This is a genomic window from Vibrio variabilis (genome assembly GCF_003263785.1).
In the GTDB taxonomy this organism is placed as follows: Bacteria; Pseudomonadota; Gammaproteobacteria; order Enterobacterales; family Vibrionaceae; genus Vibrio; species Vibrio variabilis.
On sequence record NZ_JYJK01000085.1, the window covers coordinates 15,014 to 30,628 of the forward strand.

Here is a 15,615-nt window from a genome sequence, read left to right on the forward strand (position 1 = left end):
TTACTTGCCCCCTTCAACCACATATAACACATTGGCACCATCAGGCAGCGCGCCAAGAGGGGCATAGCCGATGCGCTCCGGCTTCTGACTTAACCAATCAACCATGGCATCGATATTGGCGGCATCGATCTCTTTCGGGGACGAGCTTTACCAGAAAAAGAGAGGCTCGCCCAATAGGCATTCATCTGCGCCACATCTTTTCCTAACAATGATTGATAGAACTCCGCACGTTCCGATGAGCTTTCAGGCCAATCAGACAACTCTACTCGCTTACCTTGCAATGATTTGGTTTTACCTCGGTACAACATGCGCGCTTTACTTCGGCTGAGCTCGCTGAAGTTTGAGTTCATTGAAAAGATGGCGTAGGACTCTGCCGCGCTCACTTTAGGCGCATACAAAGAGGCGATGACAATCATGAGGCCAACCACCAACAAGCCTATGATATTAGCGAGATTTGTACATTCGAGCGAATGCCGTTTTTTAATCATTATTATTACACTCTAGCGGATTCCTTTCCTAGACTAACCATAGATTAGTTTACAAAAAGTGATGTTCAAGAATATTCACTAGGAAATCGGAATATGAATGCTTTAAACAAGATGTCGATCAAAACTCGAATCATTTTGATGGCGGTTTTGCCATTAATTGTGATTTTGGTCTTTTCCGCCTGGGAAGCGTTCCGAACACAGAAAAACCTGCAACAAATGTCGGTACTTTCCCATCAATCACAAGCACTTGGATATCTAGGAAAGTACAGCGCCATTCTTCATCAAGCACGTTTAGAGAAACTGCAGCGAACATTTGACGGTAATAAAAATGTTATATTTCCGAAACTAGACGAATGCCTCGATAAATTACAACTTGTGCTAGATAAAGCTTATTATCTGACAGATATAGATACCGTCCAAAATACGCTTAATGAACTTCGAGAGGCACAAGCAGAAATAGAGTTTGTAACCGACATTGAAGAGCTCGAAGATTGGAGCTCTTGGGTCGAAGAGCTGATTTCTGCCCTCATTGCTAAACTTGAAAGCGTTAAAGTCGATACTGGCTCACGCTCTATTGAATCTCACCTTAGTGCTCTATTCACTCTGGAGTGGATACGCTTTTGGGCAACCGAAGAGAACTGGTTCATTCATATAGACATCTATGAAGGGCACGGCGTAAATCATGGACATCATGAAGAAAGCCACGAAGCCTTGGCCACTCTATTTGAAAGGCAACAATATCTCATCGACCGATTCTTGAATATCAACGCTGATGCCTCACAAGTCAGCCTACTACTCAAAACCTTTTCTGATGACTCGTTTATCGAGAGTATTCAATTTCGCGATCGCGTGTTAAATGACGAAGGAGCCAAGCCCAAACTAGCGGAGATAATAGCCGGAGTCGAGGCTCTAGACCGTCGCTTAGATTTGATCCAGCAAGCAACAGAGCAAATCAATACACAGCTTTCGAGTGATATGAGGTTAGGGATCAGTGCCCTGGAGACGAGGTTGTGGCTCACCATCGGGATTACCGTCTCTGTGATGCTAGCGCTACTCATTCTGAGCTTAAATATCGCTCGTCGCATTATCTTTTTCTTAAATAATACGCTCGAGACATTTGAAAGAATTGAGAAACATGACGGTGATACTGTGCTGGCCTCAACCGAAGGGCACGATGAATTTAGCCGCTTTGGCCGGCAAATGAATCGCTTGATCGAAGAGCGCCGTGAGAATGAAAGACGCATGGTGGCGGCAAAAGAAGAAGCCGAGCGCGCCAATGTCGCGAAAAGCTCCTTCTTAGCCAACATGTCCCACGAAATACGCACCCCATTAAATGGTATTATCGGCATGTCAGGGATCTTGTCGGATTCCCAGCTCGATCCCGTGCAACGCGACTACCTCAACACCATAGAAACCTCATCGCAGACGCTGCTGATCTTGATCAACGATATCTTAGATATCTCTAAGATCGAGTCGGGTAACCTGATCATCTCGCTTAATAGCTCAAACTTACGTGAGATCGCTTATGACACGATCGCCATCGTGATGTCGAAAGCCAAAGAAAAAGATCTCGATCTTCAAGTGCGCTTCACACGCGGCATGCCCCACATGCTCATTATCGATGATCACCGTCTGCGCCAGATCTTAATGAACCTCATGTCCAATGCCGTCAAGTTTACCAGTAAGGGACATGTGGGAATCACCATCGATGTTGAGCATACTGGTGTGGAGCGATGTGCGCTGACGATAGCTATCGAAGACACGGGAATTGGTATCGAGAAAGAAAAACAAGATTCGATCTTCAAGCCCTTTACTCAAGAAGACAGCTCGGTCACCCGCCAGTTTGGAGGAACCGGTCTAGGATTGGCGATTTCTTCTCAACTGGTCGAGCTGATGGGAGGACGAATAGAGATCGACTCAGAAAAAGGCAAAGGCAGCCGCTTCTACTTCACCATAGAGTCAGGTATTGCGCAGGAGAAAGCGCCAGTGTCACCCCTGTTGAATCAGACGCAATTTGTTATCGTCACCCATCAACAAGAGTTTGCCCAATCGGTGACCGATGAGCTCACTCACTTCGGTTTACAGCACCAAGTGATACACACGCAGATCGGTGACATAAAGGATGTTACCAGCAACAGCATCATCATTTATTGTATGTGTGACAGCCAACGTGCTCGCACTGACTTAATGAAACTTAGCGTCACCTGGTCATCGACTCCTATTGTTCTGGTTCAGCCACAAAACGCAGCTGCAGGTGACTATCAGGGGCTGATTGCTGGATTGGTCACCTACCCTCTACTCGGTGCTCGATTAATTGATGCACTCTCTAATGCACCAAAACAGCACCAAGCGATGGGTAAAACGAGGGAGCCCAAACTCGAGGTGGTCGGTAGCGGCGATCCCGAAGACCATATCAGGGTCAGGCCGACCCAAGCGACAATGCAAGAAGTGGCAAAGAGTCCTGATAACCAATCCATCTTGCTGGTAGAAGATAATCTGGTTAACCAAAAAGTGGCCTCTTTATTACTCAAAAAGTCCGGCTATAACGTCGACATAGCCAACAATGGGCAAGAAGCGTTGAACTTGTTGTGCGATGACAACAATTACTATCACGTGGTGCTGATGGATTGCATGATGCCAGTGAAAGACGGTTTTACCGCATCGGAAGAATTTCGCATGTATGAGGAGCAGTACAACAAGGCACGAACGCCAATTATCGCACTTACGGCTAGCGTGCTCGATGACGACATCCAGCGCTGTACAGACAGTGGTATGGACGATTACGTCTCTAAGCCCTTTAACAAGTCTGTGCTGCTAGAGAAAATCAAAACCATCCGAGAGCTACCTGAGTAGTTTCTACCCTTCACTAACAAACCGATTCAACACGAGGCTTTTTATGCGCTGATTTTTTCTCTAAAATCAGCGCAACGTTTTTTATCAAGATCGAATCATGGACAAGAGCTTCATTACCAATTTCATCGCACTTGCGCTACTTGGTGCGGGTTATCAACTGGATAATAGCCTGCTGCTGTACGCGGGTCTTTTCGCGTTCTCTGGTGCCGTTACCAACTGGCTTGCCATTCACATGCTGTTCGAAAAGGTACCCGGCCTTTATGGCTCCGGCGTCATTCCCGCTCGGTTTGAAGATTTCAAACTGGCGATCAAAAACCTCATGATGGAGCAGTTCTTTACTAGCGAAAACATCGACCGCTTTCTGAACAAGGAGATGAGCTCGGGAATCAACATCAACCTTGAGCCAGTGCTGGAGAAAGTCGACTTTAACCCAGCTTTTGACTCTCTGGTTGAGGTCATCGAGAACTCTCAGTTTGGTGGCATGCTTGCCATGCTCGGCGGCTCAGAAGCACTTCAGCCGATGAAGCAACCATTCGTCGAGAAAATGCAGCAAGCCGTCATCGACATTAGTCAAAGTGACTCGGTCAAACAGGCGCTGATTGAGCAGCTTGAATCCCCAGCCATGCTTGATGAGGTGAAAGGCAACGTAGAAGCGATTATCGACCAACGCCTTAGCGAGCTAACGCCAAAGCTTGTGAAAGAGATTGTTCAGAAGATGATTAAAGAGCACTTAGGCTGGCTTGTCGTCTGGGGCGGCGTATTTGGTGGGGTAATTGGGGTAATTTCTTCGTTGGTGATGTAGAGTCCAACTCATATCTGCAAAAAGTTCGACTTCGTGCTCAGTCGAACTTTTTTATTTGAAAGTACTAAATCTGCCTGTCAACACTGCAAATCTTTGCCTTTAACTCAAAACTAATATTTATCAAAATAACAACACAGAGTTTGCAGAACTTTGTGTAATTACTGTTTGATTCAAGTTTAACGAGGGCATGAAATGGAAAAAGCAACCCAGCCTGGCGCCGTTTCCTCAGTTCTGAAGGTGTTTAATCTCGTCTCTGCTTTAGCCGACCAAAAAGAAGCTGGGCTAACTGAGCTCTCAAAGCAATTGAGGATGTCAAAAGCAACGACTTTTCGCTTTTTACAAACGATGACGAGCTTAGGGTTTGTGCATCAAAACAGGGAAGCAGAGAAGTACTTACTAACATCGAAGCTATTTGAGCTCGGTTCAAAAGCGCTAGACCATGTTGACTTAGTCGACGCCGCAAGAAAGGAGATGGCAGCAGTCTGCAGTGCTTTTAATGAAACTGTTCATCTTGGAACCATCGATGAAGACGCTATCATTTACCTCCACAAAATAGATTCAGACTATCACTTTCGAATGCACTCAAGAGTTGGTCGACGAAACCCTTTGTATAGCACCGCACTCGGAAAAGTTCTCATGAGCTACCTGTGTGAGTCCGAAATCAGAGAGTTGCTCACTCATGTGGAGTTCAAGGCTCACACAGACAAAACACACAGAACTATTGAGCAACTGTTAGCAGAACTAGATTGGGTTAAATATCAACATTATGCAGAAGACATTGAAGAGCAGGAGCCAGGGCTACGATGTATTGCGGTGCCTGTGTTTGACCGATTTGGTGAAGCCGTAGCTGCAATTTCACTCTCTTTTCCAACAAGTCGATTCGATGAGCAAAGAAAACTCGATTACCTCTGTTCATTGCACCATGCTGCTCGAAACATCTCTAAATACCTCGGGTATCACCACTACCCAGTCTAGCGCTTGGGCCTCATGTCATTTTCGTACAAAGAGCCACTCATCTAATGAGAGGCTCTCTTTCTAGCAGATCACAGTTAGATTCTATTCACCCACTTGTCGAGTCTAAAGTAGATATTCCCCTCAATAGTAACGTTCGTTGTTTCTCTGCCATCCTCCGGACGAAGAACAATGCCCCATGTCGTTGTGTCTCTCTCGCGTGAACCGTCTTGCGTGATTCCATTGATAATATTATTTGTTACACGATTACTGCCCTGAACCCCATTAAGCGCGATACCTTCGTATTGTTTTCCGTACTTGTTTGTAGGTGTTGGGGAGTTGGCAACAATCGAGCCGAGATTGTCGATACGATTACTATCTATCACCACATCATTGGCGCGCTCAACACTGATGGGTCTAACCGAATTTGACACACTATTGTCAGAAATATTAATGTTTGTTGCAGTCCAACCATCGTAGACTCTCTTAATACTCAGACCTACTACGACATCGTGCATCACATTGTTTTGCATCTTGATATTGTCAGCGCCTCGTTTACTCGTGATACCATCATAAGCTCTTTCTACATAGTTATTGACGAGTGTGAAGTGGTCGCCATACTCTCCTGACTCGCCCCCAGCAGAGACATAGATTGCAGCATCTCGAACGCCAAAGAAGCTGTTGTTTCTGATGGTTGCTTTTAGTGCGCCTGTCATGAGTATTCCACTATCTCCCCCGCCAAGTAATAAGGATCCGTATCATTTTCAGTGCCAATAAAAACAATATTCTCTATGAGTAGTTCATTTAGTTTGCTCTTACCTGAGCTTGTCGCGCCACGGATTGAAAGCGCGTCTGCTGTCTGCTTCGTTCCCTCTCTTCCCGCCGGCGTTTTGTAACGAAGGGGAACGACGGTCGAAACCTTAGCTTTGGACATGTTGAAGGTACCACCAATCCAATCAAAGTTCGCTAGCACACCCGCACCGCCACATTCATCCGATTTTGACGCATGAGTATCAAAACTAAACATATCGCCATCCAACTGCTCAGTAGCGATAAACCTAGCCTCACTAGCATCTACTTTTAGATCGTTTCTCAAGTAGACTTTTGTATCCTGGCTGATGTAATAAGTCCCTGTCAGTACCAACTCAGAGCCTGTATTAGTTGCCTGTTGGAGGGCAGTTTGAAGTTTACTCGTATCACCCTTTGGGTTTATAGGAGCAGAAGTACAGTCTTCGGCGGCTGCCGCACTCGATACCAGTGCGAGAATCAGAAAAGGTAGTATTTTTGACAAATGATTGCAGTTCATAGTTTTCTTTACCTTGTTTCGGTTACTGTTTAAATGTTCAAATTAGTATTTTTTACTTATGTTTTTGTTATATATGATAGAGGACTCAAAGCGTCCACTTTGACTAATTATTTAACTATTTAACGTTAGTATTCACTTAACAAGGTAATTTATTGCCAGTGGTAATGTCACCATTTGCCTTCACGCGTTTTAGCCGCAGATTGGATTGCACTGATGCTTGCCGTAAACAAAAAAACCCTTAACGAGAACTAACTCATTAAGGGTTTCGTCTTTGTATTATATCTAAGCGATTGCTGATTCTTCCGTTACTTTCGTACTTTCAAGTTTGCGCTCAGACTTGACCAGCAAGGTACCGATCAGAGCGAGGATTGCTGCGATAATGACGAACAGCATTCTTCCCCAAAGTGGGTTTGGAACTAATGTCAGGCAGAGAATAAAGACTGACGCGATAAGTACCATTTTACCCAGCACATTGTTCTGTTTATTGTCCATTGCAACACTTTCTAGGCTATCTTCTACAACAACTTCAGTGTCCACGTTAGTAAAGAACTGTTTAACCTCAGCCTCTCGTTGCGCAGGCAGTCCTTTGTAGAAGAACTGTGAGCAAACAAAGAATGGCAGTGTAATCGACATATGTCCGATTAAGCCTAACGTTACCGACTTCATTTCGGTATATTCACGAGATGTAAGCGGTTGATCTAAACCTAGAATCGATTGTAGCGCTTCCGGTGTCAGTACAAAGGCAATAAAGCCTGACACACACATACCGACGAGAACTGTACCCCAACCAGCCCAATCAGGTGTTTTCCTAACAAAGAAACACATGATCGAAGGAATAAGGATTGGGAAGCCAATAAGCGTGCTCACCAACATCGTTAAATCAAACAAACCAAACTCTTTCAATGATGTTAGGAAAAGCGCTGAAATAATAATGACGATACCAAACAGAGCCGTCAGTAACTTACTCACAAAGATAAGGTGAGACTCAGAGTGGTTTTTACAGAAGTATGGTTGATAAACACTTTTCAGAATAATACCAGCATTGCGGTTCAGCGCAGAGTCCATCGAAGACATGGTTGCGGCAAACATCGCAGCGAGCATCAAACCAACCATGCCCACTGGCATTTCACGACTTACAAACATGAAGTAGGTTGCATCTGCGACTTTATTACCAAGTCCAGCCAATCCCCAAGTGCTTGTATCTGGATAGTGTGCCGCTACATACCACGCAGGTACAAACCAAAGCAGTGGACCGATAAGCATTAACGTCCCCGCCAAAATCGCAGCTTTACGAGCATTTTTGGTATCTTTTGCCGCAATGTAACGGTAGGAATCTACCATGTTGTTGGTGCTAAAGAACTGTTTAATAAACATGAAGATAAACCAGCCAACAAACAAATACGCGTGGTTGTATCCGTCACCAATAAATGGTTGCTCAGGAAGACCGGCCTCAAGAAGTGGTGTCAAGCCACCAGATTTCCAAATTGCCACTGCGCCCGTTACCAAGGTCATGGTTGTCAGAATAATCATCTGCATGAAGTCTGAGGCGATTACCGCCCAGCTACCACCAACCAAGGACATGAACAGCACAACTGAACCGGCGACGACGATAGTGAGCTCTAAAGGAAGTCCGATTACCGCGCTAGTGAATACCGCTAGTGCATTAATCCAGATAGATGCCTGAAGGACGCTCAGTGGTACGTTTGCCCATGTAAAAATCTGCTCGTTCACTGGACCTAATCGCATACGCACACCTTCAAGCGGCGTTTCTACACGCATTTGGCGTGCTTTTGCAGCAAAAAACAGATAGTTACATAGGTAGCCTAGCGCGTTTGCGTAAAAAACGGTTGTGGCTACTGCAAATCCACCTGTGAGTGCCTTACCCATGTGACCAGTAAACGTCATGGCGCTCACTGCTGTCATGAATGATGTGGATCCCACCATCCACCAGAGCATTTTACCGCCCCCACGAAAATAATCACTTGTGGAGTTACTGAAGGATTTAAATAAGACCCCAATTGCCACAAGGAAGCCAAAGTAAACCAGTACGATTGCTATATCAACCATGTTTCTTCCCTTTCATTTATTTTATTTCAACGTAATTTATTCTAGTTTGCTCGTTTTTCCCGAACATTAATCACAACCCCAAACCAATAGATAAGTGACAAATGAAGTTGGAATAAAAATCCATTCCATTTATTCACGAGTCACAAATTTTCATTTGAGAACTAATTTCACAATCAATTAAAACCAACATAGTCAAGTTACAATCTATAACGATTTAGTGAAATGATAATTTTTGGTAATTTTGAGGGCAAAATTTGCATTAGTATGTAAATTCAAATAACTGACCGTTGATCGCGTCAATGGATGTGCAAGCCCAACAGTTCAAAAAGGTAATCACTAAGATGATCCGCCGGCAAAACCATAATAAGTTCGAAACAAATGAGCCCGTCATCAATGACGGGCTCTGGTAAAGAACTCATTGGGTAAAACTACCCTAGCGACTTCATGTACAGCGCTAGAACATCATCAGGGGTCATGCTCACAGGGTTTCCTCCTGCGCACGGGTCTGCCAATGCACTATCCACCCAGACTTTTACATCATCTTCTGTGACGCCTAACTGGCCAAAGCCGGCGGGAATACCAACGCGTGAGCTGAGTTCACGGATCGCTTTTACAGCTTCGATACTCGCTTGCTCTTCTGACATCCCGTCAGTATTGCACCCTAGGGCAACTGCCAGCTTCGCAAATTTCTCTACCCTATGTAGTCGATTAAACTCACACACTAGTGGCAAGAGAATAGCGTTGCATACTCCATGCGGTAGGTTTTTATGTGCGCCTGCTGGATGGGCCATGGCGTGAACCATACCCAATCCTGCGCTATTAAATGCCATACCTGCTAGGAACTGGCCTAATGCCATTTTCTCTCGCGCTTCGATATTTGAGCCATCCTCGACGGCATGAGGTAAGTACTGACTAATCACGCGAACAGACTCTAGCGCAGAGTGATCGGTTAAGGTGTGTGCCCCCACTGAAACGTATGCTTCAATCGCATGCGTCAGAGCATCCATACCCGTTGCTGCCGTAACATCCGCGGGCAAGCCAACCATAATGCTAGGATCATTCACCGAGATATCCGGAATAATATTGCTATCGATAATAACGCACTTTACTTTGTTCTTTTCATCAGTAATGACAGCATTACTGGTCACCTCTGCAGCGGTCCCTGCTGTTGTATTGATAGCGAATAGCGGTACGCCTTGATTCTTTACATTGTTCACCCCTGTATAAAGAGTGATGGGTTGTGGATTTGCAGTCAGGATTTTTACCGCCTTCGCGGTATCAATAGCACTACCTCCACCAAAACCAATAATGTAGTTGGCACCGGACTCTTCGTAGGCTTGATAGGCTTGGTCAACCACTGAGACGGTTGGGTTTGGAACGGTATCGGTGAAACAAGTGAATGATAAGTTGGACTCTTTAAGAGCAGTAATCAGCGGATCAAGTAAACCCAGTTCCTTCAATGCATTGTCTGCAATAATAAAGCCATCTCCAATCTCTTTCGAGACTAAATGACCAACCAATTCATTGATCGCATGTTCCCCAGAGATATTAATTTTGGGTAGTGCCAAAGTAAAAGCCATATTTATTCCTTGTAATTAACAACTATATATTTACAAATGATCACAGATCGATAATTCAAACTCGACCACAAACTTTTAGAGCGCTGATTCATCAGCGATAGAGACTTGAAGCAAATTCTAGGCTCGATATCTAAAGCGTGAGATACGCAATCAAACTGACCAAAATAACGATCATGGTCGCTGAATAAACGTGGCGTTCGGACATGCGTTTCATCAAATGAGCAGCCACAGGAACACCAAGAAATGAGCCGATGAAAAACAGGATTGCAGTATGAATATCTGACTGCCCACCTTTCGCATAACCTGCCGCAGCAATGGCAGATAGCACAATGCCAACACTACGGAAGAGCCAACAGCTTTCTTAATATCCACATGCAGCACATTGTTGAGAACAGGGAGAAGCAAAACGCCCCCACCAACGCCTGTTGAGCCCAAAACGGAACCACAAAACATACCAGAGACAATCGCCTTTTTAGTGTTCGTTTTAGGTTCACAAGTCATGCCCTGCCTGACCTTAGACGAGCTTCTGTATTTAGAGAACACGGAAATCAAGGAACCAACCATTACAGTAGTCACCAACCAAGCCACCATCTGCTCTGTCCTTTGTGAGTAAAACGGATGTGTGCTGAAGTAAACGACCAACTGGGTGACCATCAAGGTAACTGGCACCGCCCCAACAAAAAGTAGCGCTATCTTGTTCCAAGATACGTTACGAGCTTTTATGTGTACTAGGGAAGCGTTGATTTTTACCATCGCTGAAATCATACTTGCGGTGCCTACCGCCAACACCGGAGACATACCACAAAATAACTGCAACATGGGTATTAACAGCACGCCTCCGCCAACGCCCGTTAGTCCCAAACACAAACCAAATATGCTTCCCAAAATCAGCTTCAATACCACTGCATCCGCAGACCACACGTTCGTCAACAACTCATAAAATGGCATAAACCATCTCCTTAAGCGAGCAAAACAAAACACCTTTTTAATAAATTCAATCTAACGTACCGATTAGTGTTTGATTTATGGCGCTGATCATATTTCGTCTGTTTTTTTTGCAGTACACTAACCCTTCCAGTAGCACGCAATGACGGCACTATGACAATACCGATACCAACATCGCTGAAAGAAATGACCAGTAGACTTACCGTTGGAAAGCGAGAGGCCGTCTACTTTAGCCACGGCAAAGCATCTGGTTCTATCGTGTTGAAAGTGGATTTATAGGCCTTTACCAGGTAGCAGAAACCGGAAAAGAATCGTTACTAAGATTGTATGGGAAGGGCTCGTATTTTGGGTATCGCTCTCTATTTACCTGTCAGCGCTATCCCGCAACGGCAAGGGCAATGGAAGACAGTGTTGTCAGTCGGGTGAATGTCCACTCTTTTGAAGACTTGCAACACCTGTCCCCCTCACTAACCAAAGCCTCACAACCGAGGTATGTCAAGAGTTGGGCGAAGCGAGCGACGTCTCGTTCAATTTAGTGCTTTCAACGCTAAAAACAGGATCATCGATGCGATACAGCACTTCTTTAAGCACTACCCCCACTACCCTTGGACCTATCGCGAAATTAGCGAATACAGTGCTACCGACATCACGACTGTGATTCGTTTTTGTAAATCACTCAAACAAGCCGGTGTGCTTTGCAAACACCATCGCAAACCCCACCCGCTCGATCTATCAAAACTGACGAACACCCACGGGATGTCCAAGGAAAGCACTAAATGAAAAAGCTTAGATCTAAGAAATCACCATGCGTGAAGAAGGGAACGCTCCGGATTATCGCTTCTCACTCGCCAACGAAAGAACCTATCTAGCGTGGATTAGAACATCGCTCGCCTTGTTAGCCGGCGCTATTGCTCTTGACCAACTGACTCCAGAGCTTGCAAACCCATCAGTGCGACTATTGCTTTCTTGTTTCCTGTGTCTCTGCTCAGGCGCGGTTGGGATCTATGCTTACCGACGATGGTCCCGCAACGAACAGGCGATGAGGTTAAACCAAGAGCTCCAATACACATCGAACATGAAGATTATTAGTGGCACCATTTTGTTGCTTACCTTCATCATCGCGTTGGCCATCACTCTATGAGTACGGTAAATGGTCTGCAGTTAGAACGTACCGTCTTGTCTTGGCTACGGACACAGTTAGTCCTATTTGCCATCGGTGTAGTATTAATAAAGGTGTCGATCACTCAAGATACCACTCTCATTTATCTATGTGGTGCAACGGCAATGCTGGTTGCCGTCATGTGTTCTCTCTCCCACGGGAAAGCGATCAAGTTTTTTACTTCAATAATAATAATGCTGTTAGCAGCAGCCTACGCCTTAACCATGCTATCTGAAGTCTTCATAGGAAAACTACAATGAACCAAATTACCAACTGTCATGTGATGGCTAAGCCATCCGGCTCGGTATGTAATATCGACTGTGACTACTGCTTTTATCTAGAGAAAGAGAAACTCTATCCAGATAGACAGAAAGAGAAACTCTATCCAGATAGACAAAAGAACTGGCGTATGGACGAGGAAACGCTTGAGGTATTTATTCAGCAATACATCGATGCGCAGCAGGGCGACACTGTTCAATTTGCCTGGCAAGGAGGGGAGCCTACACTCCTCGGCGTAGACTTTTATCGCACCGTAGTGGAGTTGTGCGAGCGCTATCGAGGTAATAAAAAGATATCACACGGCTTTCAGACTAATGGAATTTTGATTAACGACGAATGGTGTGAGCTGTTCAAACAAAACGACTTTTTGATTGGTATTTCGATTGATGGGCCAGAAGATCTTCATGATGCCTATCGCACCAACACGAGCGGGAAAGGTACTCATCGCAAAGTTATTGGCGCGATCGAGTTATTAAAAGAACATGGTGTCGAATTTAATACCCTTACCGTCGTCAACGATAAGAACGTCAAACATCCGCTTAAGGTCTACCAGTACTTAAAAAGCATTGGGTCGACCTTCATTCAGTTCATTCCTTTGGTAGAGCGACAAGAATCCGACCTGCTAACAAACGATACTTGGTTGGTTAACCCAGATCAAAAAGATGGCAAGGTCACGCCTTGGTCGGTCCAACCCGATGAGTACGGCCAGTTCCTAAATACCATCTTCGATTACTGGGTCACCAAAGATGTGGGACGAGTATTTGTTCAGCAATTTGATACCACGTTAACGACCTGGCTTGGGCAACCGAGTCCAATATGTGTATTTTCGCCAAGGTGTGGACATGCTTTTGCGATTGAGGCAAATGGCGACCTATTTCAATGTGATCACTACGTCTATCCAGAGTATAAACTTGGCAATATCCACGACCGTACGATCCAGTCGATGAACAATAGCGAAGAAGCGATTAATTTCGGACTCAATAAATCCAATCAACTAAATAGCAAATGTTTGTCATGCCGATACCGATTCGCTTGCCATGGTGGCTGCCCGAAACATCGCTTTTTGCCAGGACCAACAGGTGAACTCGACCATAACTATTTGTGTCAAGGATACTTTAGCTTCTTCGACCATTCTCAGCATGCGATGGCCTACATGGCTAAGCTGATCAAAAGTGGCCAATCACCAGCCAAGATTATGGAGCAGTTTTCGAATAAACCGACGGAGAGGGTGGGTAGAAATGACGCTTGCCCATGTGGCAGTGGTAAGAAATATAAGCGCTGTTGTGCTTAGATGACGTCAGGTGATAGTTAATTATTGAGAAGACAAAGTAACCGAGCGAGTAGACTAAAAAGCTCGGTAGCAAAAAAGTCCATAGTGGCGACACTATGGACTTTATCTTTTAGCATAATAGCGACAATTTAGGCATTAACTATGCCTCTAAAAACTAAGCTTCTAAAATTTCAGGCTTCGTTCCTTCAATGCGATAGATTTCATCAAGAAGAAGTTGTCGTAGCTTTTCTTTAACTGGTTTCAAATCCTCGTTAGCAACTAGGTTTTCTAACTGATTAGGATCGTCTACAAGGTTGTATAAAAACTCTTCTTGATAAACCGCACTTTCTTTCTCAATCAAGCCACTTTGGTCCGGAGCCGATACCGAGTATGTCCATGTGTCAGTACGAATAGCACGGCCAATTTGTGACTCACTGATCTGAATGAAACTCACATTGTCTTTCTTGGCATTATCAATGTACAAATCTTGCAGCGGTTGACCTTGCATGTAGCTCGGTACATTGATTCCAGCAGCCTTTAGCAGAGTCGGAACAACATCGATAATACTCGCGTGGTCATCAATCACCTGACCTGCTTTCGCTCGTGGATCGTAAATCACGAAAGGAATACGGATCGAAGAGTCATGACATGAACGCTTGTATTCGCTGTTACGTGTCTTGAAGTGAGAGCCGTGATCACTCAGATAGATGATGACTGTGTTGTCATCTAGTCCTTTATCTTTTACCGCTTGGCGGATTTTACCCACGTTTTGGTCTAGGTTGTGACAACATCCTAGATAGTCTGGGTACTCCTCAGCCCAATCACCATCAACAAATGGTTCTAAATCGCCAGGCACCTTAAAGTCACTCCATTTCTCCTGCGAGCCATGTGGGCCTTCATAGGTTTTACGATCATTCTGATGATGCGGCTCTAAGTAGGACAAGAATAAGAAGAACGGCTTCTCTTCTTGGTAATTACCGATGTAATCGGTAGTTAAGTCAGTTAAAAAGTCCGCACGATACACATCTTCATCCCAGCTGACCTTGTTACCATCGATGTCGAACATGTATCCACCGTAGCCATGTGAAGTGCCCTCTAGGATATCTGATGCAACCCAGAAGTCTTTATAACCACCGCGATACTGTTTTGGTATTGCTGTGAAGCAGTTATCGATGGTTTCACCTGAACTCTCTGTTGGTGCCGCTACAACAAAGCCTTCATGAGCTGTGTTGTTTGACGCTAGGTGCCACTTACCTACGTAACCGACGCTGTACCCCTCGTCAGAAAGAAAGTGAGCCACGGTTTTTTGACCTTGAGGGAGAATGATGTCATTTCGGAAACAACCTGTTTCGGTTGGATATAGCCCCGTTTGCATTGTCGAACGTGTAGGGCCACATACAGGGTTAACTGTAAATGCGTTCTCGAACATGACACCATCGCGGGCAAGCTCATCGAGATTTGGGGTCACGGGCAATTCCTGACCGTAACAACCTAACGTATCCCAACGCTGTTGATCGCTAAAAATTACAATGATGTTCGGCTTGTTCATATTTACCTCTTGATACTTATTTGTCTCGTAGCTTTAGCTGATCGTTATTACGCTAGATAAAACATCTCTGTTAACTCTGTCGACTTTGGACTGCTATCAGGATTCGTCTCCATGATATCTTCCATATAACGCCACCATTCCTGACAAGCTCTAGTTTTTGAAACGTCGTTCCATTTATCTATAGATTCTAACTCTACATAGCCAAACAGACAACCAGTCTCCTGATCTAGGAAGATAGAATAGTTGTTTGCTCCTGCCTCTTTAAGCACCGCGACTAGCTCGGGGAATACGTTATCATGGCGCTTTTTGTATTCTTCAAACTGACCGAGATTAACTTTGAGTTTAAACGCTTTTCTAATCATCCAA

13 protein-coding genes and 2 pseudogenes are annotated in these 15,615 nt (G+C 44.8%); 7 read left to right on the forward strand and 8 right to left on the reverse strand.

The features are described 5' to 3' along the window. A pseudogene (locus TZ48_RS14810) lies at nt 1–416 on the reverse strand (hypothetical protein). 165 nt (nt 417–581) lie between these two features. Between TZ48_RS14810 and TZ48_RS14815 the strand changes: the two are divergent. The 3 genes from TZ48_RS14815 (at nt 582) to kdgR (ending at nt 5,118) form a co-directional block, all read left to right on the forward strand. After that, complete coding sequence (locus tag TZ48_RS14815; RefSeq protein WP_112479722.1) at nt 582–3,341, forward strand: hybrid sensor histidine kinase/response regulator; 2,760 nt, start codon at nt 582–584, stop codon at nt 3,339–3,341. A 97-nt stretch (nt 3,342–3,438) separates the two neighbouring features. Further along, nucleotides 3,439–4,143, forward strand: a complete 705-nt coding sequence (locus TZ48_RS14820; protein ID WP_112479723.1) for a DUF445 domain-containing protein — start codon at nt 3,439–3,441, stop codon at nt 4,141–4,143. A gap of 192 nt (nt 4,144–4,335) precedes the next feature. After that, nucleotides 4,336–5,118 (forward strand): DNA-binding transcriptional regulator KdgR, encoded by a 783-nt coding sequence (gene kdgR, locus TZ48_RS14825; protein WP_112479724.1) that lies wholly within the window; start codon nt 4,336–4,338, stop codon nt 5,116–5,118. A 74-nt stretch (nt 5,119–5,192) separates the two neighbouring features. Here kdgR and TZ48_RS14830 read toward each other — a convergent pair whose 3' ends face one another. The 5 genes and pseudogenes from TZ48_RS14830 to TZ48_RS14855 all read right to left on the reverse strand — a co-directional run bounded on the left by TZ48_RS14830 (nt 5,193) and on the right by TZ48_RS14855 (nt 10,995). After that, nucleotides 5,193–5,810 (reverse strand): right-handed parallel beta-helix repeat-containing protein, encoded by a 618-nt coding sequence (locus tag TZ48_RS14830; RefSeq protein ID WP_112479725.1) that lies wholly within the window; start codon nt 5,808–5,810, stop codon nt 5,193–5,195. Next, nucleotides 5,807–6,400, reverse strand: coding sequence for a hypothetical protein (locus TZ48_RS14835; RefSeq protein ID WP_112479726.1), 594 nt, complete (start codon nt 6,398–6,400; stop codon nt 5,807–5,809). The genes TZ48_RS14830 and TZ48_RS14835 overlap by 4 nt, the downstream gene beginning before the upstream one ends. 282 nt (nt 6,401–6,682) lie before the next feature. Then, nucleotides 6,683–8,467, reverse strand: coding sequence for a sodium:solute symporter family transporter (locus TZ48_RS14840; RefSeq protein ID WP_112479727.1), 1,785 nt, complete (start codon nt 8,465–8,467; stop codon nt 6,683–6,685). Nucleotides 8,468–8,895: 428 nt separating this feature from the next. Then, nucleotides 8,896–10,047, reverse strand: a complete 1,152-nt coding sequence (locus tag TZ48_RS14845) for an iron-containing alcohol dehydrogenase (protein ID WP_112479728.1) — start codon at nt 10,045–10,047, stop codon at nt 8,896–8,898. Nucleotides 10,048–10,177: 130 nt separating this feature from the next. Beyond that, a pseudogene (locus TZ48_RS14855) lies at nt 10,178–10,995 on the reverse strand (sulfite exporter TauE/SafE family protein). Nucleotides 10,996–11,237: 242 nt separating this feature from the next. On the opposite strand from TZ48_RS14855, the gene TZ48_RS26360 reads away from it, so the two are divergent. The 4 genes from TZ48_RS26360 (at nt 11,238) to TZ48_RS14875 (ending at nt 13,721) form a co-directional block, all read left to right on the forward strand. Continuing rightward, nucleotides 11,238–11,528, forward strand: a complete 291-nt coding sequence (locus TZ48_RS26360; RefSeq protein WP_112479731.1) for a cyclic nucleotide-binding domain-containing protein — start codon at nt 11,238–11,240, stop codon at nt 11,526–11,528. Nucleotides 11,529–11,797: 269 nt separating this feature from the next. Beyond that, a complete protein-coding gene (locus tag TZ48_RS14865; RefSeq protein WP_112479732.1) occupies nt 11,798–12,133 on the forward strand; it encodes a YidH family protein in 336 nt (111 codons plus the stop codon). Then, a complete protein-coding gene (locus TZ48_RS26365) occupies nt 12,130–12,411 on the forward strand; it encodes a DUF202 domain-containing protein (RefSeq protein WP_112479733.1) in 282 nt (93 codons plus the stop codon). Before TZ48_RS14865 ends, TZ48_RS26365 begins: the two co-directional genes overlap by 4 nt. Then, the gene (locus TZ48_RS14875) at nt 12,408–13,721 is read left to right on the forward strand and encodes an anaerobic sulfatase maturase (RefSeq protein ID WP_112479734.1); all 1,314 of its coding nucleotides are present in this window, start codon (nt 12,408–12,410) and stop codon (nt 13,719–13,721) included. Before TZ48_RS26365 ends, TZ48_RS14875 begins: the two co-directional genes overlap by 4 nt. Nucleotides 13,722–13,875: 154 nt before the next feature. Here the strand turns inward: TZ48_RS14875 and TZ48_RS14880 are convergent, their stop codons facing one another. Beyond that, complete coding sequence (locus tag TZ48_RS14880; protein WP_112479735.1) at nt 13,876–15,249, reverse strand: sulfatase family protein; 1,374 nt, start codon at nt 15,247–15,249, stop codon at nt 13,876–13,878. 47 nt (nt 15,250–15,296) lie between these two features. Next, on the reverse strand, nt 15,297–15,611 hold the full coding sequence (gene rhaM / locus TZ48_RS14885; RefSeq protein ID WP_112479736.1) for an L-rhamnose mutarotase: 315 nt from the start codon (nt 15,609–15,611) through the stop codon (nt 15,297–15,299). Nucleotides 15,612–15,615: the final 4 nt, after the last annotated feature.

Bases quoted from the DNA above. Each gene is read 5' to 3' on its own strand.
- TZ48_RS14875 (WP_112479734.1), top strand. From the start codon at position 12,408: ATGAACCAAATTACCAACTGTCATGTGATGGCTAAGCCATCCGGCTCG.
- TZ48_RS14815 (WP_112479722.1), top strand. From the start codon at position 582: ATGAATGCTTTAAACAAGATGTCGATCAAAACTCGAATCATTTTGATG.
- rhaM (WP_112479736.1), bottom strand. From the start codon at position 15,611: ATGATTAGAAAAGCGTTTAAACTCAAAGTTAATCTCGGTCAGTTTGAA.
- TZ48_RS14835 (WP_112479726.1), bottom strand. From the start codon at position 6,400: ATGAACTGCAATCATTTGTCAAAAATACTACCTTTTCTGATTCTCGCA.
- TZ48_RS14820 (WP_112479723.1), top strand. From the start codon at position 3,439: ATGGACAAGAGCTTCATTACCAATTTCATCGCACTTGCGCTACTTGGT.
- TZ48_RS14845 (WP_112479728.1), bottom strand. From the start codon at position 10,047: ATGGCTTTTACTTTGGCACTACCCAAAATTAATATCTCTGGGGAACAT.
- TZ48_RS14865 (WP_112479732.1), top strand. From the start codon at position 11,798: ATGCGTGAAGAAGGGAACGCTCCGGATTATCGCTTCTCACTCGCCAAC.
- TZ48_RS14880 (WP_112479735.1), bottom strand. From the start codon at position 15,249: ATGAACAAGCCGAACATCATTGTAATTTTTAGCGATCAACAGCGTTGG.
- kdgR (WP_112479724.1), top strand. From the start codon at position 4,336: ATGGAAAAAGCAACCCAGCCTGGCGCCGTTTCCTCAGTTCTGAAGGTG.
- TZ48_RS14840 (WP_112479727.1), bottom strand. From the start codon at position 8,467: ATGGTTGATATAGCAATCGTACTGGTTTACTTTGGCTTCCTTGTGGCA.
- TZ48_RS14830 (WP_112479725.1), bottom strand. From the start codon at position 5,810: ATGACAGGCGCACTAAAAGCAACCATCAGAAACAACAGCTTCTTTGGC.
- TZ48_RS26365 (WP_112479733.1), top strand. From the start codon at position 12,130: ATGAGTACGGTAAATGGTCTGCAGTTAGAACGTACCGTCTTGTCTTGG.